This is a genomic window from Cytophaga hutchinsonii ATCC 33406 (genome assembly GCF_000014145.1).
Lineage (GTDB): Bacteria > Bacteroidota > Bacteroidia > Cytophagales > Cytophagaceae > Cytophaga > Cytophaga hutchinsonii.
This window is the reverse complement of record NC_008255.1, coordinates 472163-496681: the sequence shown is the minus strand read 5'-3', so window position 1 is coordinate 496681 and position 24519 is coordinate 472163. Positions and strand designations below refer to the sequence as shown.

Here is a 24519-nt window from a genome sequence, read left to right as displayed (position 1 = left end):
TTTAAAACTCCTGCATCTATATGAAAAAAATACTGTTTGCTGTGTATGTATGTTTAATAGTTTCTATATGTAACGGGCAAACTGTTACCGGCTTAGATTACACGTTTAATAATTCGGGGTATGTAGAAGATAAATCCGGCCCTGTATACATTAAACATGTTGTACTGACTGATGGATCAATTATTCAACTTGGCACCATTTTTCCCAATGCATCTCAACGTTTTGGATATGTAAATAAATTAAATGCAAATGGTTCTATAAATACAGATTTTAATTTACCTGTTTCCGCTTATCCCAATGCATTATCTTTTAGAAATAATGAAAACTCTTATTTAACATCCATCATAACACAAACGGACGGAAAAATTATTGTTGGAGGAATGTCTGAATATAACGAAACAATAGACGGCACAACCTATTCCTTTTCTGATATTGCTTTAGCCCGCCTCCTGCCTGACGGAAGTCTTGATCAAGCTTTTGGCATAAATGGTAAATTAGTTTTGCCTTTTGGTAAAGCGCAAAACAAACTGACAGATATTGCATTATCAACAACAGGAGAAATAATTATTGCAGGAGAATACTCAGACAATACGCCCATGCAAACGTATGTAATGCGTTTAACTGAAGATGGAAGTATGGATCAATCTTTTGGAACAAATGGTTTATGGACAAGTTCTTTTATGAGCAATACGTTCGGTACCCAAATTGAAATGGACATTTATGACGAAGTAATGGTCGCTTCAAATTCAGGTTTTGATACTGTTATTGTCGCACGTATACTTATCAATGGAACACTGGATGGAACGTATGGCACTAATGGATTTTCAACAATAAATATTTTAGAACCTATTGTTGGCAATCGTTCTCAGATGCGTGACATGCTCATTGATTCAAACGAAGATGTGTTCTTAGGTGTAGTAATGACAGGTTCAAATAATCTGCCTCCTAAAGCATCTGTTTTCAAACTCAATTATACGGGCTCACTTGTTTCTTCTTTTGGTTCTAATGGACATTTTGAGTTTGCAGAAGGATATCACTATGCTATGGCATTTACTCCGGAAAATAAAATTATTTCTGCTGTGATGCGTGTTGATGGTTTACCTTTTTTTTATACAACAACAAAAGACGGACAAATAGATTCTTCTCCTGAATATGATTATACATTAGCCAGTGAATTCTTTTCGGGTTTAAATGCGTATGTCCGTTTAGAAGACATAACCGTTTTAGCTGATGGAAAAATTGTTGCAACAGGATACACAGGTTCAAAAAGCAGTTCACTTGCCCAAACCGGCATTTCTATTCGATTAGAAAAAATAAATCCTGAATCAGCTACGTGTGCATACCAAAACAAACTTGTTGGTTTTTATCGTCAGCTTCAAGACGTTTGTTATGATGCGCAGGGAAATTTTTTTGCTACCGATCTTAACAGACATATTATTAAATTCAATGCAGCAGGTACAGTTGTTAAAACATGGATAAGGAACACAAAAAATGAATCGGAAAATTATCCTCGTATTGCAAGTGATAACGCCGGAAATATTTTTTCAATCGCAGGAAATTCTATAAATAAATTCAGCAATGACGGCATGCTGCTTATAAGTTGGGGAACCCTGGGTGCAGGCAATGGCCAATTAAACTATCCCGGAGATATTGCAATTGATTCAGATCAAAATGTATACGTTCTGGATGTGAACAATAATCGCATCCAGAAATTTGACAACAATGGAAATTATCTTCTTCAATGGAATTCAAGGGAAAGCAATACTCAACTCATGGCTATATGCATTGATTCTGATAACAATGTGTATGTTTCATCTGCCTATTCTCATGCACTTCATAAATTTAATTCTTCCGGCACGTTCATTCAATCCTTTGATTTAGGCACTAAGTATTGTGAATCCATTGATTACAATCCAATCAACAACTTACTCTATGTGATTAATTATGATTTAATGACCTTCTCTACTTCAGGTGTATTACAGAATACCATTGAAACGATAGCCAGTTATGATATACCTACGCATGCAATAATTAAAACTGTTGCAGTAAATAAAACCAATGGAAGTTTTGCAGTAACCTCTATAGGAGATTATAATATTCATCTTTTTAATTCTGCCAATACACTTGAAAAAATATTGGGGGGCTATAACAGACTTGAAGGAAATTTTGGCAATGCAACAGCTTTTACTGCTGACCTGAACGGCAATGTGTATGTAGCAAATGACAGACGTGAAATACAGAAGTTCTCTGCTGGAAATACGTATTTACTTAAGTGGGGCGGACAAGGATCTGCTGATGGAAAATTCAATGCAGTCACGGACATGGCTATTTCTAAAAACAATATTATTTACATTGTTGATTCAACCAATAATTCCATCCAATGTTTTGATCTGAATGGAAACTTTATAAGAAAATGGGGAACAAAAGGTACTTCAAGCGGGCAATTCAATCAGCCCTATCGTATTGTAATTGATCCGCAAGGTTTCGTTTATGTGTTTGACAAAGGCAACTGCAGATTACAAAAATTCACTTCTGATGGTACTTTTGTTTCAACATTAACAATTTGTGTCGCAAATGAAATGAATCCTTTTGAGTATGCATTTTATCTTATGGCAGATTCCCAATCTAACATTTATTTTTCTGTGCCGAATGCCGGTTCTGTTATCAGAAAAATAAATTCATCGGGCTTTCTTGTTGGTTCCTTTTCCCTGCTCAATGCATCCGGTGATTATCAGGATTTATATAATAAAATTTGCCTTGCAGGTGATCATTTTTATCAGATCAATACATCAAATCTTTTATTATCTAAATTCTCGTTAGACGGTAAATTTATTTCTGCCTGCGATTTTACTGCTGCCTACCCGGATGATGTAGAATTTCTAACAAATATGAACATAGGCATAAATGGAAAAGTTTACATACTGGCTCCTAACCAGGGATACATACTCAGTCTTAACAATAACATAAAACCGATTGTCACTTCTATCCACAATACATCTTTATCCGAGGAAGAAGCCGCCCCATGTCTTGTGTTCCCGAACCCAACAACAGGAACGTTTAAAATCAATATCACTGAGCCCATTGACTATGTACTGATCTATGACATTAACGGATTAAGTGAAAAGCATACAACCGCTGAAATTGATACGCAATTAAGAGGTTTGCTGCTGATAAAAATTGTTTTAAAAAATGGCACAACTCAAAACAGCAAAGTTATAAAAATGTAATGCAGCTCTTCATGTGTTTACATGTATTGAATTAAGTAAAAGCCGGAATAACCTAAAACAGTATTCCGGCTTTTGCTTTTAATTACATGTGTTCCATTGCTACTTTCTTTTGATTAATTTTAAAGTATTATGTTTACGATATGATTAACCAAACTCTTTGGGATTCAGTAAAATCATTCCCGCTTGATGAAAGGGATGATGCCTATAATTTTTCTGTCCGGCTGGCATTTGAAAATAACTGGCCGGATTATATTACCCAACAAGCCATTCTGGAATACAAAAAATTCATGTTCCTTGCAGCAACAAGCAACAACATGGTTTCACCTTCTGAAATCGTTGACATTGTCTGGCATCAGCACCTGCTCTTTACACAATCGTATAATGCTTTCTGTCAGCTGCTCGGCAAGCGGATAGATCACATACCTTCCACACATAACCCCGCCGAAAAATTAAAATTTGAACAGGCAAAGCAGCGTACACAAACATTGTACGAACAGCACTTTGGCAAACAGCCCGCAGTGATCTGGAATTATGCAACGGTCTATGATTCCATTCCAATAAAAAAATCCAGGTATGCAGAAGTTGATGCATTTAAAATTATAGCTGTACTGCTTTTTTCATCCTATTTTATTTATCTGCTAACCGAATCAAGCATACGTAAGATACCCAATCCTGCATTCCTCATTTGTTTTATAAGTACATGGAGCCTTGCCATGTTTCTTATTTTCCGGCAATATAAAAAAGGTGCATTGGCAATCATACGTCAATGGAAGTCAAACAGTATTATTACACATTTATCTCCGCTTGAACTGACAAGCATTAAATTTCAGAATACATCTTATGTAATTCACTATTATGTAAGCCGGATGGTGAAACAAAAACATGTTCGCATTACTGCTGAAAATACTCTCAAACTGAATCGCGAACCTGACGTTCAGGATTCCATTGAAAAAGTTTTATATAATGAGATCAAGAAAAATGGCCGCCCTATTTTTTATGCCCAGCTACTGAAGGCTGTTAATGCCATTCCGTTGATTGTTAAAATACATCAGGTGAAGGGTGAGCTGAATAAAAAAATCATATCATCGGTTGTGTATGTACAAATGATCCTGTTATCTACAGCTACTTTAGGTGTTCTGCTGATGCTGCTTTTGATCCGGTTGGCAACAGGATTCATGTACAATAAACCTGTCGGATTTCTGATTGTAACACTTGTTTTGTGTATACTGTCTGCCGCGATTTATATAACTATTATCCGGAAATATTTCTGGCATAGTGTATTCCCGAATGAATTTGACAACATTTTTATTCCGGAGAATATTACTCAAACAGCATATCCATCCTGGCAATGGAAATACGTGCTTGGAGGTACAATTATTGCATCAGGCTTAAAGCCCATGGTTGATTATACATCCAGACACAACGGAAACAGTTGTGGTACTTCCTGCGGATCAAGCTGTGGCAGCAGTTGCGGGAGCAGCGGCGGCAGTTGCGGAGGAGGAGGCTGTGGCGGATGCGGCGGTGACTGATAACGTATAACCAGCCATGCGCGTTAATTAATAAATCATACACACGTATCCGGATTATAAACCGGAGTGTATCTTATAAAAAATATAAAAACCATACTGACTAAATAATAGTCAGTATGGTTTTTATATTATCGGATTATTTTTACGGAGTGACCATCCATGGTTATAAAATATACTCCTTTCGCTAACCCATTCAAGTCTATTGTAAGTTTTTCCTGATCTTGTGTATACGCCAGCGAAATAGTACGTCCATCCAGCGAAGTAAGTACAGGTCTGGAGTTAAGTATATCTTCCGGCACATTGGTAATGTAAAGTACGTCTCCGGTCACAGGATTGGGATATGCTGTAAACGATGCTGTTTGTTGATTTAAGATTGATGTAGTTATCGGAGTTGTGTTCAAATTGTATACCGACAGATATTCTCTGGGACCTGAATCTGATGGAAATGTATGAACAAGTACTTCATTTGAAGAAGGATCAACATCTGTAGGATTATATGCAATAGCACCTATCATAAAATCATCAGATGCTTTTATGATCATACCCGGACTCATAACCATATTGCTGGGTGAAAATGCTAATTGTTTAGCGTTTATATATTGCTTATCAAGCGTATACGATGCAGCATATACCGATGCGCCTGCAGGATTTACAAGTGTTTGGTAACTTGAAAGCACCGGATCAAAATCAACCTCTCCGGTAAAAAGACCTACAATAAGTAAATTATTTTTACTGTCTATTTCTATGCCATTGCAAGAATCCCAGTCTGTATTTCCTATTGAGAAATACCATACAACTTCTGCCTGAGCATTATATTTTACTACAAAACCATCTGTTTCATAGGAGCTTTTCGCCACAATTACCTGCCCCTCAGTTGTACGTCCATTAAAATCAACGGAGCCTGAAAAATCTCCAACCACATACATATTACCGTCACGATCTGTTGTTACATCACTAATATCTCCAATATAATTTTCAATATAAATTGCATTGGCACAAATAAATGTGCCGTCTGTTTTATACTTAGCAACATATCCGCCATTTGTTCCAACATAAAAATATGCAGCTGTGCCGCCTGGATTGAAATTGGCACCAATCAAATTGCCTGCAAAAACAAATTCTGAATTATTTATCATTTTCATAGCTGTAATACCAACACCATCATTTGTGCTCATAAGGATTTTGGCAAAAATCAAGTCTCCTGTTGGATTGTATTTGGCAAGAAAAATAGTGTTTGTCTGACTGCTTCCATATAGTGAAGTAATACCAGCGCCAAAATCAAAATCCTGTGTGTAATAATAGCCACCAACAAGATAAATGCTTCCGTCAACGGCATCTGTTTCAATAAAATTCGGGTATAATCCTCTGTCTGCCTGGAATTTTTTGGCCCAGATAAAATTTCCATTCCCATCATATTTGGCTAAATAGGCTGCTTCCGTATCGTTGTATGCACTTTGCAATTTGTATTCACCTGCATCGGAAGGATCAAAGTCAACGGTATGATCCGATCTCATGCCCAGAATAATATTATCATCCTTATCAATGTTAATGGTCGGATTTGAAGATTCATAAAATCCCCTGGTTCCTTTTAATAATTTAACCCAGATAAAGCTTCCTGTTGAAGAATAGCGGGCAATAAAAACATTTTTTCGATCTGATGTTAGATTTTTAACACCCGAACTAAAATCAAAATCTACTGTACCATATAAAATCCCTGTAACAATGTAGTCGCCATTGCCGGCAACTTTGGTGATAAGGGAGTTCACATAGTTTTGATCATTGCTACCGAAATCGCCCGCCCATTTTAGATCCTGGCTTTGTACTAAAGCGAATTGCATCGCAAACACAAGTGTAAAAATAAGTTTCAGATATTTCATAATGAGTATTTTTATATATTTAAAAGTACGATATATAATTCCATTTGTATAATCTTACTAAAGAATTATATGTAAAACTGACTTGCCAATATCTTTTATATACAGGCTGCTATGATCTGCTCCAAATATACCGTTAGAAAAACACAAGAATAGCTATTTATTTGTTTTATTGAAGATCATTTCGAACATTTATATACATCATTTGCTTACACATGTCAGGTATCTTTTTATGAAACACATCCCTATGCGAGCACTGTTTTCTTTCTTTTTTTTACTTGGAATCGTCTTTACCGCGTCCGCCCAAACAATGGCTGACTCTGTTGCCGCAGCAGACAGAGATATTCCTTCTGCACCAGATACACTCCCTAAATTCCCCGGCGGCGACCAGGCTTTTGCAGAGTTTATTTCTTCTCATTTAGTATATCCCAAAGATGCCCGCAAGCAAGGAATTGAAGGAAAAACATACACACAATTTACAGTAGAGAAAGATGGCTCGATTTCTGCAATTAAAACGGTTAACGGAAAAGGGTTGAGTCCTTCCTGTGACCAGGCTGTAATTGATGTATTACTCCAATCTCCACGTTGGCAGCCGGCCATGAAAGATGGCTTACCCATACGCTGTAAAATGATTGTACCGGTTAAATTCACATTAGACCAATCTGTCAGAAAAAAATAATTGCAAAGACACTATATATAAATGATCAGGTAAAAAGCCTGCTCTCAAAGAAGCCGTCAATGCTTGTATATACCATATACTCCCTAATACAAACAACATTTTATTAACTGAGCCTGTCATTGATTTCTTCATTCTGTAGTAACAAATTATGTTCTTTCGCAACATTCTATCCATCTTGTTTATTTTTATCAGCATGCATAACAGCATTGCTCAAGGAGATTTAAATACTTCCAAACAAGAACTAAAGAAAGGAAAAGAAGAAAATGTACCGCAGCAGGATATACGTAAATCTCCGAACCATAATTCCGGCGAACGCTTAACAGGTACTATTCTGGGAAGTTTTATTGTGTATACTATTTATGGTATGATAGGAAATTATGAAAATGAAGGGCACTTACATAACCGCTTAAGTAAATATCCATACTGCGCACCATTGAATGGTAATTATGCAAAATCACGCTCCGATATACACCGCAACATACGATTTGATATTGAAGATCATTTTATGTACAGCAATCAAAATTTATATGGAAATCACCTGAAAGCAAAACTTCGCCCGTTTCATTATTTTTATTTTCAATCCGAAATGTTTCAATTGTTTGAATACAATACGTCGCTTAAAAAACACGACAACCTGTTGCTATACAACCTTGATTTTTGCTACGATCGTATTCGGTTAGAACGATTCAATCTCGGCTTTACAATAGGCGCAAACTATGTGGCAAACAATGTAAAGAAAGGCGGTCTTGCGTTTGGATTTAATACAGAGATTTTTATTGCAAAGCCAATCAGTTTATACAGTTCGATAAAATGGAGTGGCATCAACGGGCTGCCCGTTAATACGTTTGAGGTACAAGGTAAATACCATCAAAATATTTTTTTTATCTCAATTGGCTACCAGCGTTTGAAAATTGCAACGCCGAAATATCATTTTGCTGCTATTGGTTTAGGCGCTTATTTTTAGTACTTAGTATGGATCTATTTTTCTAAAAACGATCCAAAATTTCATAGAAATAAGCATACAATAAAACATAAATGACTAAATATTAAATATTTATATAAAATAAAACTTTTTTATACAACAGATTCACGTCAACTTAAATATGTGATTATTTCGTATATTTGATTTATGTTAGAACACATGTTTTCCTTAAAACGTGACAGTATCTATTAACCTTGCGCCAATGCAATAGATATCAAAACAATCTAACATCCGGATTGATTAACAGATAGTGGAATAACACACATCCTTACACCCATGTTAAAATCTTATTATTGCGTTAGCTACAATTTTAAAACAAAAGATGATGGCAGGATTATATATTTAAGACTGTTACTGTTTACTGAAAACGAAAATATTCATAAATGTAATTCCAGAATCATTACTGCAATCAGTAAGACCTATGATTTTATTGAATATACAATGGATTACCTCAGTTATTCTCATCTGGATAAATGCGGTGCTGAAGATAAGATTCACCGCTATGGATATAAGTATGCAATAAAAAGCAATCCAATAAAAATTGATCTGCACCATTATGCAATGGATTCAAAAACAGCTCACCCGCATTTCAGTTTTGTAAATGACACCTTCAATACATTGGAGGAATATGAAATACTTGCCACAAATGCACGCCCGAATGTTGAATGTGTAAAAGCAATTGAAGTGGTACATAAATATTCTGAAAGCAGAGATTACTATCCTCCGATCTGTATTGATAATCTTGAACAATACATTACTTCTGCTCAATAACAGCCTGCAGTCGGCACCGTTCCTACTTACTTACAATTTTAAATTCAACCCGCCGGTTTAACTGCCGCGTCTCTTCTGTAGCGTTGCTGGCAATCGGGTTTGCACCGCCGTATCCTTTACCGCCAATTCGTGTTTCTGCGATGCCCTTCCCTACCAGATAATCTTTGATAGCCGCTACACGCTGTTCAGACAAAAGTACATTCAGCTTTGCATCGCCCTGGTTGTCGGTATAACCCAATAACTCTATGCGCATCGTAGGATTATCTGTTAATAAGGTATACAGCTGATCAAGCGATTCATAGCTGCTTTCCAGCAGCGTTGTACCTCCCCGTGCAAAATACACATGCGGCAGGCGAATTGTTTCCCCAACTTTGATTGGTGTTAATTCAAAATTTTTAACCTGATCGTTCGTTCCATTACTGATTTCCAGTGTCGTGTTCTCATTTACATATCCTTCTTTTTCTACCTGTACAGCATACGTACCAATCGGTAATGTAATGTTATACGTACCATCGGGTTCACTTTCAATTTTTTTAATCAGTGTTTTATTTACTGAACTGTAAAAAGAAATATGCGACCAAAGCGGCGACTGCGTACCTTTAATAAAAACATGTCCGGAAAGCACCCGTGTAACAGGTGTTGACGGGCCATCCGGAATTAATATAATTTCTTTTGTTAGTATATTATCTGTAATTGTCTTTAATAAATTCACGCTGTCAACAACGGTTTTATATCCTGCTTTTGTGACCGTAAAAACATATATGCGGTCAGCATATACAGCCGTTGTTGAACTTTTACCAGCATTGATTACAGCAGACTCCATGCTTTTTTTAGATTGCCGATCAATACAGGTCACTGCTGCTGCTGTAGCCGTGTTTGTCGAAGCATCTATATAATTAAGCTGAACCGTATATTTACGCGGAAGATAGGCTTCTGCGTACACAGGTACTGTAAGTGTATTCACGGCATCTTTAATATCAATAGTAAGCTGTGTGGATGTTCTTCCTCGTTGAGTAGGTGAAAAATTCAGTTTGATCTCTGCCGATGCACCAGATGCAAGTGTTGCAGTGGTTGAAGATACAATTTTGAATTGTGTTTTATCCGGCCCTGCCAACCGCATAGACGTGATATATAGCGTGCCTGCACTGGTATTGGTAAGGAGGCGGGTGAATGTCGTATCTTTTGATTTACCTACTTCTACTGTACCCATATTGAGTTCAGCCAGCTGCAGCTTATATGGTTTTATAATTCCTGTTCCGGATATTTGAACACGAACAGTATCATACAATGTAATAACGGTTAATATTGCCTGGTGCATGCCTGCAGTAACAGGCGCAAAACGGATTTCAATATCCTGACTGGATTTTGGATGTATCGTAAATCCGGTGATTGGATTCAGCAGCTTAAACGATGCTGCGTTTGTTCCTTCAATAGAGATTTTCTTAACCGTTATATCTACAGCAGTATTATTCTTAATACAGGCTGCAACAACTGTATCTTTTTTATTGCCGTTATAAACAGCCGGAAACACTATGTTAGTTGCAAGAGGTTTTATTGAAAGAATGGTAAATACAGCATCCGATTGATCCTGTGCAGGTGCATCTTTCGAGCCATCGATACCAGACGTCAGCATATATACATTACTGGAAGATGTGCCTGTCAATAAAATATATTTTCCGTTACTGAAAGGCACAAACCAGCCAAATTTAACCGGCTCAGATAACATATAGCTTAATACGATTTTACCCGTATTCATTTCAATCAATGCCGGTTTATCTGCTACAGAACATAATGCATAGTTCTGATAGGTATCCAATGACATGAATGCTTTATCGGTATTTTTATAGGTGTATAGTTGTTTGCCGGTTAAATCGTATGCGGTAAAGTTCTGATTTTTTCCATCGTTCCCCCAGGTATGAATAATCAGCACATTTTCATCTGCATTAAATTCAGCATTAACAATACGTTCCAGCGGAGCAGCGATTTCCAGCACGCGTATTCCTTTTTTATGATCCCATACCCAAACCTTATGATCGCCTTCTTCCAGAGAAACAATATAGCTGGAAGTAAAGTCTGTTATTTCTTTTCCTTTAACAAAATCAACGGACTTCATTTTAACCCCAGTCTTAAAATTGAAAATGCCCAGGCTGCCATCTGTATCTCTTGCCACATACTGGCTGAGATCGTTACTCATATAGGGCTCAATATAATTGCTTAAGGTATTTTTAAATATCCCCCACTCTTCTATAAATTCAAACGTATGTCCATCGTATACGCGTATTGGCTGGTTTTCATCATACATAAACAGATACTTTCCATCCGGTGAAAAAATAAAGTATCCTTTTTTGATCGTATTTTTTGTTTTATTTATAATGGCATTGGTATAGGTATCATGCAGCAGCAATTCTGTTCCGGTCTGCGATATGTACCTTGAACCATCCGGGCTCAGATTATATGCATTCATCATATCCGTAAAGCCATCGTACACCACTTTTGAAACGGGCTTTACGTTATTTTTTGCTGCTGCGGCTTCTACTTTTATTAAATTATCGGTACCAGGCGTATTCGGAATTTTCCAGTTGAACTGCCCCGTTGTAATGCTGTCGGCTATTATCATCCATTTTTTTCCTGCGTTGCTGCTGAAAGAAATTTTTACAGGAGCTGTTGTATGCTGCACACTCCACCGGATCAGCGTATCCTGGCCGACGTAAAATGTTTCTTTCCCATTTGGCGCAACCAGATTTAATACAGGCTGGCTGGAAGGCGGCTGACACTGAAAATAAATATACGTTGATTGGCAGCCCGCAGAAGTCAATTCAATTCTTCCTGAAACAAATTCTGTTATAGATCCTGTATTCGTTACAATAACATTTACAGTTTCATCTTTTTTTATTGTACGGGGAAATGCAGGTGCAGCTAATGAAAAAAAAGGATGAGATGAATTGAACGCTGTAACAGAAAAATCTCCATTAACCGCTTTTAAAGCAACCGGTATTTCTTTGGTTTCCGTATTGAAGGTGATTGTATTTACATCTGCGCGCAAACGCACGGTATGCCTGACGGGAGCATTGTACTGAGCGGGTGCTTGCTTTAATGTATTCCTTTTTTCACTGAACGCAACATCTTTTGAATATCCGCAACCTGCAGTGCTGATCCATTCTACAGAAGATGGAGTAAGCCCCTGGCTCCGGTACAATATACTCATATAAACAGCATTGATTTCCTGTTCAGAAATAACGTTTTCATAATAACTGCCGTTGGTTGCTGTTACAATGCGCTTTAGTTCTTCGGGAGCGCTCATGCCTAAGGTAATCACATATACTTTGGCGCCTATACTTTTTGCCTGTTGAATAATTTCTGTCGGGTTTACATCCCCATACCCATCGGTTAAAAAAATGAGAACCTTTTCATGTAGTCCTTTTTTCAATATATCCAATCCCCCGGCATTCGACTTAATAAATCCTTTGTTGTAGTCCGTACCGCCGGCAGGAACTAATGTCTGTATGGATTGCAGCAGCTTAAACCGGTCCCGTGTAAAATCGGTATTGATAAAACTTACATCATTAAAGCTTGTTACCGCACATTCTGAAATATCCAATGGCAACTTATTTACAATAGCTGCTGCTGCATTTTTAGCCAGCGGCATATATTGCTTTTGCATGGATTCTGAAATATCAATGGTGAGTACAAGCGAAATTGATTTTGGTTTAACGGCTGCCGGATTAACCACCTTCACAACCTGTTGTTCAATTCCATTTTCATGAATGGAAACCGATTCCCGCGTCAGTGTGGTTATCTGGTTTTCAAGTTTATCCAGCGCAAAAAAATCCGCCTTTACTACCGGATATTTCGTTGTATCAATATTAAATAATGTAAGCTGCTGTGCCTTTACCGTATTACTGTTCATCAGACAACTGATGAGAATAACAAACAGCAAGTTTTTTTGAATCAAACGCATATACAAGCCAATTTACCTAAATATGCTTTTGATTCAAATAAAAACACCGGGTAAAATACTGTATTATGAGTTCAATCTTATACCACAACCTGTCGCTTACAGTTACTTATACTCCCTGATTTCCAACGGATACAATACCTGACGACGGGTTTGTAATAGGGTCGGAAAGAATCCGTCTGACAGGTAAACAGTGCGGATAATTTTGTATAATAAACTGCATCATTTTTTCGCGTATCAGACAGCGCAGATCAAATAGCAATCCGGAATTAAATGCACTTACTAAAATCCGAACCTGCATAGATTGTTCATTCAAATCTGTAAGCTGCACAACGGCAACTTTACCATTCCAGAGAATTTTACCTTCATTATCCAGCAATCTTTTTAATTCTTCGCGCATAGGCTCCAGCGGCATTGCAAAATCTGTATACAGTACAACCGCTCCTAACATTTCTGAAGAAGTACGCGTCCAGTTTTCAAATGCATTATCAATAAAGTACGATATAGGTAATATCAATCTTCTTTCGTCCCATAGTTTAACAACTACATATGTGAGCGTAATCTCTTCCACACGCCCATATTGACCTTGTACAATCACTACATCATCATACCGCATCGGCTGCGTAAACGCAATCTGAAAACCTGCCAACAGATTCCCTAATGACTTTTGTGCTGCAAAACCTATAATGATACCTGCAATGCCGGCAGAAGCCAGCAGGCTTGTACCCAATTCACGAACTCGTTCAAAACTCATCAGTACAATTGCGATGGAAATGAAAATCACAAATGCGGTACCAAGCTTCTGTAAAAAATCAACCTGAGTGCGCGCTCTGCGTTCATTGATATTACCGGTAATGTTAACATCAAATTTTAAATACAGAATATCTTTAATAAACTGAAGAATCCGAATCAGAATATATGCAAGCGAAATAACAATCAGGATAAACAGAATTTTACCAACGGTACGTTCTGTTTTATCATGAAAATTGGTAAATGCCAGACCAATGTTTAACAATAAAACTGTTGTGAAAAAACGCAGTGAAAATTTAAAATTCCGACTGATAGCTTTATAGTTTGTTCCGGAAAGGCGAATCAATACATATTCAATGGCTTTATAAAAAACCACACCCATTACATACCCGACTAATGCGAATGTAATTAAAATGAATACGCTTTGAAATTTTCCAAAAAGCTCACCTGACCAATAAAAGATAAATTTTTCCATAGAAGCTGCGTATCCTTATGCGCATTAATTATTAATCTTTTAATCCTTGTTATGCGTTACCCAAATAAGTGCTGCTGTGTCATACCCCAGTGATTGTGCTTTTTTCAGGTATGCTTCTTTTACATTTTCCGGAATTGTTTTTTTCCGGGAAAGAATCCACAGGTATTTGGTATTTTCACCTGCAACAAGCGCATACGTATACGCATCATCAATGGCTACAACATTATAACCAGCATAAAACGGACCGAAAAACGAAACTTTTAGCCTGCCTTCTGCCGGGTCTGCAACGGGAGCAGCTTTGCCGACACTCTCCTCCCATTTTTCTTTTTTTACATTATAGCCTTTGTTATCTACTTTTATTTTTCCGTCTTCACGCAACGAATATGTAGCGGTTACGTTATTCAGATTCTTTTCCCAGGAATAATCCAGGCGCGCAATCTCATACCATTTACCCAGGTATTTTCTCTGATCAAAGGGCTTAACAACATCAACATTTTTCTTTTTAAATGTTAAGGAAGAAAAAAGTAATACTAAGGCAGAGGCTGCCAATGCAGACACTATAATGGTTCTCTTTTTCATAGCTGATGAATTAAATTTAAAAATGCTGTGTGTTGCCTTCGATAATTATCCGCAGGCAACACACAGCATTTTATTCAAATTGTGATTTGCCGTTTTCTGCATATTCTTTATCTGTTGGCAATTTGCCTGTTTCAATATACTGTTTGAAATTAACAATATCTTTTCGGATCATTTTTTCAAACGTAGGCGTAAGTAATGCCAATACTTTTTCACCTGCAACACCCAGTGGTGCCTGATAACTGATTACAACATTTATAACGGTACCTAATTCACCAATATCTTCAAACATAACTTTGCCTGCATTATGTATGGTAGAATTTTCAAGTGAGCTCCACGCGATTACTTTGCCTGGTTTATCTTTTACAATTTTCGCTTCCCAGTGAATACTTCCGATGCCGCCGGGCAAATAAGCTTCCCAATCCGATTTATTATGATCTTTCTGCTTTACACTTTTTAAATGTGTCATAAACAAGGGTAGATTTTCCAATCTCCTCCAGAAAGAATAAACGGTATCCACCGGACGGTTAACGATAACCGATGTTTCGATATCTATATTGTGAACCGGAGCGGGCAACGTCTTCTTCCCTGCAGCCGAATAACCCGGACAATGACCTGTTACACCTCTGAATAATAAAAGGCCTGCAGATGCGATTGCTGCATAGTTTTTAGGCTGACGTTTCAAAGAACGGTACATAAAATAAGATCCGGCTAATACCGAAGCAATACGCTCCGTATCAGATACATTAACAGTTAATTTCTTTTCCATGGTTTGTGGTTGTTTAGTTAGCTTGATGTATTACTATCAAGTTAACGTCTGAAAAAGTTAATATCAACTCCTTGTGGCGAACATACAACGATTTCCCAAAATCATGTAAACGACTCAAGTCAAAAAAACCGGTAATTTATATTTATAATCAAAAACTATACGTTATGGAACCGATTACAACAAACGCTAAAATTTTAAAGATTAACCATGCTATCCTCACAGAAGCAGCAATGTTTAATCATTCATTATTTGACAGTCTTGTGCTTAGTATGTATGAGCATATTAAAGAACGGAACAGTGAAGTAGAAATATATACAGAAGAATTTAACGGAGAGGAAACCGAACATTTATTTGATGCTCCGGATATGCTTGATACCTGGTTAAAAACAACCTATCCCAATAATATTTAATATACAGTTACTGCCTGCGATAGATTTTAATATAGTATTAAAATCTATCGCAGGCAGTAACTGTCAACTGAATTAATTACTCTTCAACGATTAATCTTGCAGAACGTTCATCCTGCGCCAATACTTTTAACTCAACGCCTCCGGAAGGATTAAGCCCCATAACGTTTTCATTTTCTATAAAAGATTCAATACCTTCATTTGCTAATTTGTTCTGAATAATCGATGCCTCAGCAAGGTTATTGAATGTACGTATGGTAATTATGCTATCGTGTGCCATATAGGTCTGCATTTAAATTAGTTATTTCTTTTCAGGATCCCTGCCAAAAGGCTGTGGTTCATACGTAAGTGAATACTTCCATATTCCTCAAACGCATCCGAGCCTACGTGTGCATCCTTTCTAATGATCTTTTATTTTTATCTTTATCTAATTCATCTAACCGGAGTGTGATTAATCAGATAATCCTGCAATTGGTATCGGTAAAATAAAATTCACCAATATACTGTGATGTGCTTTTGAAACATGTTCTTTAAAAGCTTCCATACTTTTATTCATGGCATTACTATATTTTTCATCCAGCTTTGACAAGACATTTGAAATGTATATTAATTCAGTCTTTATCACAGACTCTCTTTTCTCTTTTTCTTTTGGAAGCCTCTTGTCAATTTCCAATAGATTTTTTTCAAAAACTACATCTTGTTCTGAATAAAATTCTTCCAGCAATTCGTCGCTCGCAAATGTTTTTGTCCTGTACAATTCAACTGCCGCTTTTCTTTCTGCATCATCCAGCACACCATCTTTATTAGCTGCTAATAAAGAAATATAAGCCGGATAGTTTAACAAGGCATTTTTTTCGTATTCGGAAATGTTTTGAAAGATACTCATAGTGGTACTGTTTTAATGGATATTGATTGATAACTCCAAATTTCTTTTTTTTACTCTAATATGGATTACATGCGTTTTTTAAAACGTTGTAAAAATCACATGTGCTTTTTAGCTAATAAGCCACCTTTTGCATACCACTTTTTGTATCACCTCTAAACAATACTATCAACAAGATTACCATACACTTACAGATCTATTACATAAACAAAACTTTAATATGCAGACATCGCATAATTCATACAATTATTTTTATCTTGTTGCCACGTATACCTCATATTACACCCCATGAAATCTCCTTTTATTTCACGGATTATACTCTTTCTATTTATCAGTATCAACCTGCTTACACATCAGCTACGTGCCCAGGATACTACAAGCTGCTTTACACATTCGATGAATGTATACAAAACAGGAAATTATCCGGATGCGTATAAAAATTTTTCTGCTTGTTTAAAAAATATAGAAGATAAAAAATCTGAAGCATACACCAGCTGCATTTTATATATGGGTATATGTGCGTTGGAAAATGCTGCATACAAAAATGCATCCACTCTTTTACATCTTGCGGAACAGTCTTTTACTCCATCTTCAGAATATTATGCAATCTGCCAGCAAAATTTAGCAGCCTTAAGTAAACGACAGGGAAAATATAATGAAGCTGAAGCTATCCTCATTAAGCTTCTTGAAATACAGGAAAATTCAGCGAGTATCCCTTGCGCATCAAAAGCAATAACACTAAATGATCTCGGTGTTATCTACAAAAGACTTGGTCAATATGAGCGGTCCATTATGTATTTTTCTGAAAGCCTCCGACTCAAACAATCCTGTTTAGACCCCGAAGACCCTTCTATTACCATTAGTCTGAATAACCTGGCTGGGGTGTACATGAAACAAAAAGACTACATGCGGGCCGACAGCTTATACACCGCAGCTATAAAAATTAAAATTAAACGATACGGACCAAATCACCCGAGCACGTTACTTGCCCGGAATAATTTAGCCGAACTTTACAGGCAGCAAAATAATTATGCAGCTGCACTAAATATTCTCCAGGACGTACGTGAGCGGAAAGCTTCAAGTATTGGTAAGCGGACCTTGTCTTATGCCACAACGCTGCATACAATAGCGAATGTTTATTTTGCTTCCGGAAATTTTTCTGAAGCCTTAACCTATTGTAATGCATCTATTACGATTAAAGAAAAACTTCTTGGAAAAACCGGCTTAAGTACGTTGCATGGTTACCTGCTGCTTGCAAAAATAAATCATGCTACAGGTAAAAACCAGGAAGCAAGATCCATGTATGATTTTATTTTAAACACAAAAAAAGAAGAAATTGATGCGTACTTTAAATATCTGGGAGAAGAAGAAAAAATTCAATACGTAAAAGCCCACACAGCTTACTGGAAAGAGTTTACAACCTTTGTATTTGATATGATGCACGCGGATTCTTCCAGCCATTCTGAATCAAACAAAATATTATTCAACCAATGGATTGAGAACCGTTGGTATGTATCTGAACTTATACTGGAAGAAACACAACGGCAGCACAGGATTTGGGAAAACATACATGACAGCGCGCAGGCAAGTATGGTAGAGGAATTAAAAGAATTAAAAGACGCCATTGCAAAAATATATTTATTAAAATCGAAAGATGATACAGAAACATCCGCAGAATTAAATACACTAACGGATCGTGCTACCCGCATTGAAAAAAAACTCACGAGCATATCTTCCGTTGAAAAACGCAAATATCATTCAGTAGCTGACATTACTGCCGCATTGGAAGCAACCGAATGCATTGTCGAAATCATAAAACCACTACAGCCAACGGGCAACTATCTGGCATTAGTATACCTGAAAGAAGCTGATACACCTCATAAAATATGGCTACCAGCAGCAAGTATGTTAGATGGTAAAGCATATGCGTATTACAAAAATGCGATCCAGTTTAAAATTCAGGATACAAAAAATTTAGTCCTGTATTGGCAGCCGATTGAAAACTTTATATCTCAACATAGCGCTATCCGAACCGTGTATCTGGTACGTGACGGTATCTACGAATGTATGAATATACATACTCTTTTAGCGGATGCGGATAAAAAAACAACTTCACTTATTTACCTGAATAAGACAGAGAATATTCTTTCCTATAAACAGCGTGCTTCGACTATTTTATTACATACATCTGTATTTATTTATCATCCGCTTTACGGTGCAACGGATACAGATTGTGTCTATTCAGATTTGCCCGGAACGAAAAAAGAAGTTGATGCCATTGAACCATTATTCAGGAAAAAAGCTCTTGAAACAATTCGTTATAGCGAAAAAACGGCAACCGAAACAACTATAAAAAATGACACCGCTGTTTATTCTATTATGCATATTGCCACGCACGGATATTTAGAAATAACTCCGGAAGATGATTACCTGGAATCCATGATTCATTCCGGATTAGTGCTCAGCGGGGTGTGTGATATTTCGTTCTTGGATGCTTCAATGAATGATGATGGCATATTAACGTCGTATGAAATTGCTCAGTTAAATTTAAGTGCTACAGAACTGGTTGTGTTGTCAGCGTGTCAAAGCGGTTTAGGTACACTTGATAACCAGGAAGGCATACTTGGCTTGCAAAGAGGCTTGCTGGTAGCCGGAGCCAAAAAAGTACTGGTTTCGCTTTGGAAAATTGATGATGCCATTACTGCCGAGTGGATGTATCATTTTTACTCGGATTTACTTGAACACAAATCCTGTTCGGAAGCCTATCTGTTTGCTCAGCAACGAATAAAAGCACGTTATCCTGAGCCGTATTATTGGGGTGCTTTTGTCTTACTGGAACAATAACATATTTTGCATACAAAAAATGAGCTGTTTACCTGAGGTTATTTCCGGTTTATTTTTTACCTTTTCCAACTTTTAAAAACCCCGATGAAATACATTTCCAAACTGAATATTTTGTTTTTGATTCTCGTACTTTTACTGGCAGGGATGTTGGTGCTGAACTTTTATAATCCACCCCTGAAAACAGGCTTTTATTGCGGTGTAGTATCTGTTCCTTATGACCAACCCATTTTAATATCCGCGAATAGTACAGGTGAAATGCTGTATAAAGACAATTGCAAATCCTGTCATAAACTCCACGCAGAATCTGTTGGGCCTGCATTGTCTGGCATTACAGAAAGAAGATCTAAAAAATGGATCTACGCTTTTGTTCAGAACTCGCGTGGCCTGATAAATAAAGGAGATACCATGGCCATTAATGTATACAACAAATACAACAAAGCTGAGATGACATCCTTCCCCACATTTACAAAGGCTGAGATTGATTCCATTTTAATGTATATTGAACACAGTTTACTCTATATTCCCGAAAAATAACGCGGCATTGCTCTTATTGATTTATGCGAAATTATTTATCCCTGCTACTATTATTTTTGCCTGCATTAGGTTTTATATTTTGTCTGTATATTTTCCGAAACCATGCGTCTCTTCATATAATTTCTGTATTTCCTTTTTTACCCTGGCAATTTTTCATTATTGGTATCTTCGGAATTATTGCAACCATAGGAGGTGTACTGGATTGGTCATTTCACCGGGATCCGTTAAAACTTAAAATTTCAAAAAAAGAACGTGACGCAGAAGCCGCAGCACTTGGTTTAGGCGGCATCCCCATGTTTATGCTTATGTGGCTGGCAATGATCAGTGCAACACCGATATTTTATTTAATACCTATTATTTTATTTTTAATCTATACTGTAGTTACTATTTGTTATGATGAATTTGTATTTCATATAAAAAGATGCTCTAAACGTGAAAATATATATCATAGAATGCTTGTTTACGGAAATGGAGTTGCCTGGATTACATGGTTTCATTTTATCTATTGCAAATGAATGCTAAAAAACTCATTCAGGAAAGCACCTTATTATATAATGCTGCCCCGACACAATGTAAGCAGGTACGATCCATTCATTTATTTTCAAATGGCGCCATCTGGATGCATAGTCATATGAATCAATCAGAAAATAATTTTCCGCATTCCGTCCCTTTTACTTTATATGGCCTTTTAAAATACGGCATAAGTTTGAGCCTTTTTTTTATTTCACTCGTCTTATTATACCCTATACATATTTTATTACTACCGCTATCAATTTTTTTCTTTTATATTGCTGAAGTACACTTCTTGTTTTTATTTCCGCTATTAATTGACAACGTAGAAAATCCCATTTGGCAAAGCATAAAACAAACATATAGACTTGGAATAGTTAAAACAGTTTTCACAGTCATCCTGATAGCTTTTTTCATGCTATATGGATTAATAAATTATACTGATCCGCTCCGCAACTGGCATATCGGTTGCCTTGCACTACTAATCTGGTACAAAAATGAAGTTAGAGATTGGATACAACCATCCGTTTGAAATTCGAAAAGAGCGGTACGAAAGTGACCATGTATGCAACTTTAGTGTTTTGTACATTTCAGATTTACATCTCACTGTTTTTTCAAAAGATATCTGCACACGTTTATCAAAGTGCATTCAGGAGTTAAACCCGACTATTATTATATTAGGAGGTGATTATATAGATTGCAGAAACGGCTGGGATTATTTAAGCACCTTTTTCAAGTTCTTATCTGCACGAAAAAATGTTTTTTCCATTGCAGGAAATCATGATTATTTCTATGGAATTGATGAAATAAAAAAACTAATTGAAAGCAATAATATACACTGGCTGGAAAATCAGTCTGCCGTTGTCAACATTCAGGAGTACAACATTCTATTAACCGGAAACAATGAAACCCAGTCAAGCATACCTGCCGACTTTAATATTTTATGTCTGCATAAACCCGTATCGCTGGATGCATTTAAAATTCCATACCACATTGCATTCGCAGGGCATCTACACGGATGCCAATGCGTTTTCTGGCAGAATGAAAATGGCTTGTACCCGGGAAGATTTTTTTATACATTCAATTTTTTACGTAGACAGGTAAAGAATTGTCTTTATCTTATCAGTAAAGGTTTAGGAGATACGCTGCCTATCCGCTTTAATTGTAAAAAGGATATTATATTCGTTGAAATTAAAAATAACAGTAACAAATGAAAGGTTTATTCGCTATTACCATCGCAACTATATACGGGCTCTGCATACGTTTATCATTTGGGCTTCTTCATGGTTTTCTGGAGATCATGAGTATTACTTTTTTATTTTTAATCCCGTTTGTAATTGGTTACCTGACAATCATTTTAATACCGGCTGAAAAAACAAAAACGAACTGGAGCGCTTTTTTAAAGCCATGGATTACGTGTTTTGTTATTCTTATTATAACCCTTATAACAAAAATAGAAGGAACAATCTGCTGGATTATGATCTTCCCCATTTTTTCGGTATTAGCAGGATTAGGTGGAATACTTGCACATAAAACACGTAAAAGAAAAAATGTTTCAGAAGATGATTGGAAAAACCGACCAACATTAGACGCTTCTATGATCCTGTTAATTCCGATTCTGATCGGATTGATCGAAGGTGAACGAACATCTTCAGGACAAATTCTTACTGTAACAAAGGAGATCTCCTTACAAGCTTCTCCAACAGAAATATGGTCGGAATTAATTCATATTAACGAAGTAGATTCGATAGAGAAAAAATCAATTATTTCCAGCACACTTGGATTTCCAAGACACATACGTACGCATTTAGACACTGCCCGTGTTGGCGGTAAACGGACTGCCTATTATGAAAAAGGATTAACCTTCGAAGAAACAATCACAGCTTATGAACCTGAACGGCTCATGATTCTTGACATAAAAACAGATCCGGATAAAATTTCCGCACAGGTTATGGATGAACACATTCTCATCGGTGGTAAACATTTAGACATCTTAGAAGATACATATGAATTGCAGGCACTTTCTAATGGCTGCAGTAAATTAAAACTGACAAGTAAGTTTTATATCAATACTCCGTTTAATTGGTATGCAGGATTATGGGGAAATTATCTTATGTCAGATATTCTAAAAAATGAATTGGAATTAATTAAAAACCGTGCGGAAGCCAAATAAAAAATATTCCCGGATGAAACAGCTACACTTCTTTTATTTACTACTACTTTGCTCAAGCTGCACACTTTTTGAATCAGAAAAAGAACCGGCTGCGGGCCAGGAAGAACAAGTATATACGGATACACTCAATAGTTTATCCAATCAATCAGACCGTTTACTTGCCGATACAAATAAAGTTTTAAAATTGCGCACCTACGCTGCAGGTTGGGATAATACCTGTTTGCCCATACCGACCGGAAAGGTGCTGTTACGAAACATTCAGGGAGATGCAGGTTATATGTACCTGACAGCAAACTTTGATTCTGTTACATCAAAAACATCTCTTGAAAAAGAACGAAGTGCCGGAGCACCTTGTATCTGGAAACAAAAATTCCGATCCGGCATAATCTATAGCATCAATAGCTGTAAAGCCAGCGGGGCGAATTATAAAATTGAAACGCCCTGTACCGATAAGAAAACACTCATCGCTCTTGTGGATGTTATTTTTCAGCAAACCCTTAATATGTGGGATGCTGATTCAAGTAACTACAAACCCATTCTGGAAGGTCCGGGAAATTATTATTCCATTCAGAAGAATACGAAAGGAACATACGACCTTCTCTATACAACCGATCTGTAAACACAACATACCTGCTGACTATGAAAAAGCTACGCATGTTTAATTTTATAACCTTAAATGGTTTTTACAAAGATATAGCAAATGATATCGGCTGGCACACACATGGCGGAGAAGAACGTGATTTTTCAAACGAAATGTTAAAACAAAATAACATTCTTCTGTTTGGACGTGTTACGTATCAAATGATGGCTGCCTTCTGGCCTACGGATATGGCTATAAATTCAATGCCAGAGGTTGCTCACAGAATGAATGCTGCTGAAAAGATTGTATTTTCAAACACATTAAAAAAGGCAGACTGGAACAATACAACAATTATTGAAGAAGATATCATTGAAAAGGTTAAGCGCATAAAACAAACAGCGCATAAAGACCTGACCATCTTAGGTAGCGGCAGCATTATCAATCAATTTACCGAAGCAGGTTTGATTGATACGTATCAACTGCTGCTAGATCCTATCGCTATTGGAAAAGGAACACCTTTATTCCATGATATAAAACAGCAGTTCAATCTTAATCTTGTTGATACAAGGGTATTTAAAAGCGGCAGTGTATTACTTACGTATGAATCAACAAACTGATTTTTGAAATCAAGCAGTTTATCTCATGGAATTTCCATATGACTTTATTATTGGTATTCTTAAAGTAATCAGCGGTTCGGTGCTGATTATTTATCCGGTTATGTTTATTGCAAATATCATGAGCATTGCCGGATTTAAAAATAAAAATACAAGCAGGAAACGATCGTTTCGGGAAACAATCTTCCGCTTTTTCATTTATTATAATACGGCTTACCCAATCACCTATGGGCTTTGTTACTGGATGTGCGATACATTTGCAGAACAAGGAAACTATGCATGGGCAATAGGCATTATTTCATTGCCGGTACTTATACTGGCAGCATTATTTAAATACAGTACAAAATAAAAAAGAAACACCAGCGCACAGTTTCTATTCTTTTTTTA

Annotated in this window: 21 protein-coding genes; 14 read left to right on the top strand and 7 right to left on the bottom strand. The window is 36.7% G+C overall.

Annotated elements, in window-relative coordinates; translation table 11 throughout:
- Positions 1 to 20 precede the first annotated feature (20 nt).
- Together CHU_RS02130 and CHU_RS18730 are read left to right on the top strand one after the other, a co-directional pair.
- The gene (locus CHU_RS02130) at positions 21 to 3227 is read left to right on the top strand and encodes a 6-bladed beta-propeller (protein ID WP_011583828.1); all 3207 of its coding nucleotides are present in this window, start codon (positions 21 to 23) and stop codon (positions 3225 to 3227) included.
- A 140-nt stretch (positions 3228 to 3367) separates the two neighbouring features.
- Positions 3368 to 4756: a glycine-rich domain-containing protein gene (locus CHU_RS18730; protein WP_011583827.1), complete on the top strand. Its 1389-nt coding sequence runs from the start codon at positions 3368 to 3370 to the stop codon at positions 4754 to 4756.
- A gap of 128 nt (positions 4757 to 4884) precedes the next feature.
- On the opposite strand, the gene CHU_RS02120 is transcribed toward CHU_RS18730, so the two are convergent.
- A complete protein-coding gene (locus CHU_RS02120) occupies positions 4885 to 6633 on the bottom strand; it encodes a T9SS type A sorting domain-containing protein (protein WP_011583826.1) in 1749 nt (582 codons plus the stop codon).
- Positions 6634 to 6877: 244 nt separating this feature from the next.
- Between CHU_RS02120 and CHU_RS02115 the strand changes: the two genes are divergently transcribed.
- The 3 genes from CHU_RS02115 (at position 6878) to CHU_RS02105 (ending at position 9062) form a co-directional block, all read left to right on the top strand.
- Positions 6878 to 7309, top strand: coding sequence for an energy transducer TonB (locus tag CHU_RS02115; RefSeq protein WP_011583825.1), 432 nt, complete (start codon positions 6878 to 6880; stop codon positions 7307 to 7309).
- Positions 7310 to 7502: 193 nt separating this feature from the next.
- Positions 7503 to 8273 (top strand): hypothetical protein, encoded by a 771-nt coding sequence (locus tag CHU_RS02110; protein ID WP_187148216.1) that lies wholly within the window; start codon positions 7503 to 7505, stop codon positions 8271 to 8273.
- A gap of 294 nt (positions 8274 to 8567) precedes the next feature.
- Positions 8568 to 9062 (top strand): hypothetical protein, encoded by a 495-nt coding sequence (locus tag CHU_RS02105; protein WP_011583823.1) that lies wholly within the window; start codon positions 8568 to 8570, stop codon positions 9060 to 9062.
- Between the two features lie 22 nt (positions 9063 to 9084).
- On the opposite strand, the gene CHU_RS02100 is transcribed toward CHU_RS02105, so the two are convergent.
- The 4 genes from CHU_RS02100 to CHU_RS02085 all read right to left on the bottom strand — a co-directional run bounded on the left by CHU_RS02100 (position 9085) and on the right by CHU_RS02085 (position 15587).
- Entirely contained in the window at positions 9085 to 13020 is a 3936-nt protein-coding gene (locus CHU_RS02100) for a choice-of-anchor D domain-containing protein (protein ID WP_041932136.1), read from the bottom strand.
- A 106-nt stretch (positions 13021 to 13126) separates the two neighbouring features.
- Positions 13127 to 14242, bottom strand: a complete 1116-nt coding sequence (locus CHU_RS02095) for a mechanosensitive ion channel family protein (RefSeq protein WP_011583821.1) — start codon at positions 14240 to 14242, stop codon at positions 13127 to 13129.
- Positions 14243 to 14281: 39 nt separating this feature from the next.
- Entirely contained in the window at positions 14282 to 14821 is a 540-nt protein-coding gene (locus CHU_RS02090) for a lipocalin family protein (protein WP_011583820.1), read from the bottom strand.
- A gap of 70 nt (positions 14822 to 14891) precedes the next feature.
- The gene (locus CHU_RS02085; protein ID WP_011583819.1) at positions 14892 to 15587 is read right to left on the bottom strand and encodes a YgaP-like transmembrane domain; all 696 of its coding nucleotides are present in this window, start codon (positions 15585 to 15587) and stop codon (positions 14892 to 14894) included.
- A 164-nt stretch (positions 15588 to 15751) separates the two neighbouring features.
- Between CHU_RS02085 and CHU_RS02080 the strand changes: the two genes are divergently transcribed.
- Positions 15752 to 15997 (top strand): hypothetical protein, encoded by a 246-nt coding sequence (locus CHU_RS02080; protein WP_143143953.1) that lies wholly within the window; start codon positions 15752 to 15754, stop codon positions 15995 to 15997.
- A gap of 76 nt (positions 15998 to 16073) precedes the next feature.
- On the opposite strand, the gene CHU_RS02075 is transcribed toward CHU_RS02080, so the two are convergent.
- Together CHU_RS02075 and CHU_RS02070 are read right to left on the bottom strand one after the other, a co-directional pair.
- Positions 16074 to 16274, bottom strand: coding sequence for a putative signal transducing protein (locus CHU_RS02075; RefSeq protein ID WP_041932135.1), 201 nt, complete (start codon positions 16272 to 16274; stop codon positions 16074 to 16076).
- Positions 16275 to 16445: 171 nt separating this feature from the next.
- Positions 16446 to 16880, bottom strand: a complete 435-nt coding sequence (locus tag CHU_RS02070; protein ID WP_011583816.1) for a hypothetical protein — start codon at positions 16878 to 16880, stop codon at positions 16446 to 16448.
- Between the two features lie 285 nt (positions 16881 to 17165).
- Between CHU_RS02070 and CHU_RS02065 the strand changes: the two genes are divergently transcribed.
- The 8 genes from CHU_RS02065 (at position 17166) to CHU_RS02025 (ending at position 24481) form a co-directional block, all read left to right on the top strand.
- Positions 17166 to 19721, top strand: a complete 2556-nt coding sequence (locus CHU_RS02065) for a CHAT domain-containing protein (RefSeq protein WP_011583815.1) — start codon at positions 17166 to 17168, stop codon at positions 19719 to 19721.
- A gap of 84 nt (positions 19722 to 19805) precedes the next feature.
- Positions 19806 to 20255, top strand: a complete 450-nt coding sequence (locus CHU_RS02060) for a c-type cytochrome (RefSeq protein ID WP_011583814.1) — start codon at positions 19806 to 19808, stop codon at positions 20253 to 20255.
- Between the two features lie 23 nt (positions 20256 to 20278).
- The gene (locus CHU_RS02055) at positions 20279 to 20770 is read left to right on the top strand and encodes a hypothetical protein (protein ID WP_011583813.1); all 492 of its coding nucleotides are present in this window, start codon (positions 20279 to 20281) and stop codon (positions 20768 to 20770) included.
- A 492-nt stretch (positions 20771 to 21262) separates the two neighbouring features.
- Positions 21263 to 21979, top strand: a complete 717-nt coding sequence (locus tag CHU_RS02045) for a metallophosphoesterase (protein ID WP_011583811.1) — start codon at positions 21263 to 21265, stop codon at positions 21977 to 21979.
- Positions 21976 to 22938 (top strand): hypothetical protein, encoded by a 963-nt coding sequence (locus tag CHU_RS02040; RefSeq protein ID WP_011583810.1) that lies wholly within the window; start codon positions 21976 to 21978, stop codon positions 22936 to 22938. Before CHU_RS02045 ends, CHU_RS02040 begins: the two co-directional genes overlap by 4 nt.
- 13 nt (positions 22939 to 22951) lie before the next feature.
- Entirely contained in the window at positions 22952 to 23557 is a 606-nt protein-coding gene (locus tag CHU_RS02035) for a hypothetical protein (protein ID WP_041932132.1), read from the top strand.
- Between the two features lie 20 nt (positions 23558 to 23577).
- Complete coding sequence (locus tag CHU_RS02030) at positions 23578 to 24135, top strand: dihydrofolate reductase family protein (RefSeq protein WP_011583808.1); 558 nt, start codon at positions 23578 to 23580, stop codon at positions 24133 to 24135.
- A 25-nt stretch (positions 24136 to 24160) separates the two neighbouring features.
- Positions 24161 to 24481, top strand: a complete 321-nt coding sequence (locus tag CHU_RS02025) for a hypothetical protein (protein ID WP_011583807.1) — start codon at positions 24161 to 24163, stop codon at positions 24479 to 24481.
- Positions 24482 to 24519: the final 38 nt, after the last annotated feature.

Excerpts from the sequence above, each read along its gene's own strand:
- CHU_RS02130 (WP_011583828.1), top strand. The coding sequence starts at position 21 with ATGAAAAAAATACTGTTTGCTGTGTATGTATGTTTAATAGTTTCTATA.
- CHU_RS18730 (WP_011583827.1), top strand. The coding sequence starts at position 3,368 with ATGATTAACCAAACTCTTTGGGATTCAGTAAAATCATTCCCGCTTGAT.
- CHU_RS02120 (WP_011583826.1), bottom strand. The coding sequence starts at position 6,633 with ATGAAATATCTGAAACTTATTTTTACACTTGTGTTTGCGATGCAATTC.
- CHU_RS02115 (WP_011583825.1), top strand. The coding sequence starts at position 6,878 with ATGCGAGCACTGTTTTCTTTCTTTTTTTTACTTGGAATCGTCTTTACC.
- CHU_RS02110 (WP_187148216.1), top strand. The coding sequence starts at position 7,503 with ATGCATAACAGCATTGCTCAAGGAGATTTAAATACTTCCAAACAAGAA.
- CHU_RS02105 (WP_011583823.1), top strand. The coding sequence starts at position 8,568 with ATGTTAAAATCTTATTATTGCGTTAGCTACAATTTTAAAACAAAAGAT.
- CHU_RS02100 (WP_041932136.1), bottom strand. The coding sequence starts at position 13,020 with ATGCGTTTGATTCAAAAAAACTTGCTGTTTGTTATTCTCATCAGTTGT.
- CHU_RS02095 (WP_011583821.1), bottom strand. The coding sequence starts at position 14,242 with ATGGAAAAATTTATCTTTTATTGGTCAGGTGAGCTTTTTGGAAAATTT.
- CHU_RS02090 (WP_011583820.1), bottom strand. The coding sequence starts at position 14,821 with ATGAAAAAGAGAACCATTATAGTGTCTGCATTGGCAGCCTCTGCCTTA.
- CHU_RS02085 (WP_011583819.1), bottom strand. The coding sequence starts at position 15,587 with ATGGAAAAGAAATTAACTGTTAATGTATCTGATACGGAGCGTATTGCT.
- CHU_RS02080 (WP_143143953.1), top strand. The coding sequence starts at position 15,752 with ATGGAACCGATTACAACAAACGCTAAAATTTTAAAGATTAACCATGCT.
- CHU_RS02075 (WP_041932135.1), bottom strand. The coding sequence starts at position 16,274 with ATGGCACACGATAGCATAATTACCATACGTACATTCAATAACCTTGCT.
- CHU_RS02070 (WP_011583816.1), bottom strand. The coding sequence starts at position 16,880 with ATGAGTATCTTTCAAAACATTTCCGAATACGAAAAAAATGCCTTGTTA.
- CHU_RS02065 (WP_011583815.1), top strand. The coding sequence starts at position 17,166 with ATGAAATCTCCTTTTATTTCACGGATTATACTCTTTCTATTTATCAGT.
- CHU_RS02060 (WP_011583814.1), top strand. The coding sequence starts at position 19,806 with ATGAAATACATTTCCAAACTGAATATTTTGTTTTTGATTCTCGTACTT.
- CHU_RS02055 (WP_011583813.1), top strand. The coding sequence starts at position 20,279 with ATGCGAAATTATTTATCCCTGCTACTATTATTTTTGCCTGCATTAGGT.
- CHU_RS02045 (WP_011583811.1), top strand. The coding sequence starts at position 21,263 with ATGAAGTTAGAGATTGGATACAACCATCCGTTTGAAATTCGAAAAGAG.
- CHU_RS02040 (WP_011583810.1), top strand. The coding sequence starts at position 21,976 with ATGAAAGGTTTATTCGCTATTACCATCGCAACTATATACGGGCTCTGC.
- CHU_RS02035 (WP_041932132.1), top strand. The coding sequence starts at position 22,952 with ATGAAACAGCTACACTTCTTTTATTTACTACTACTTTGCTCAAGCTGC.
- CHU_RS02030 (WP_011583808.1), top strand. The coding sequence starts at position 23,578 with ATGAAAAAGCTACGCATGTTTAATTTTATAACCTTAAATGGTTTTTAC.
- CHU_RS02025 (WP_011583807.1), top strand. The coding sequence starts at position 24,161 with ATGGAATTTCCATATGACTTTATTATTGGTATTCTTAAAGTAATCAGC.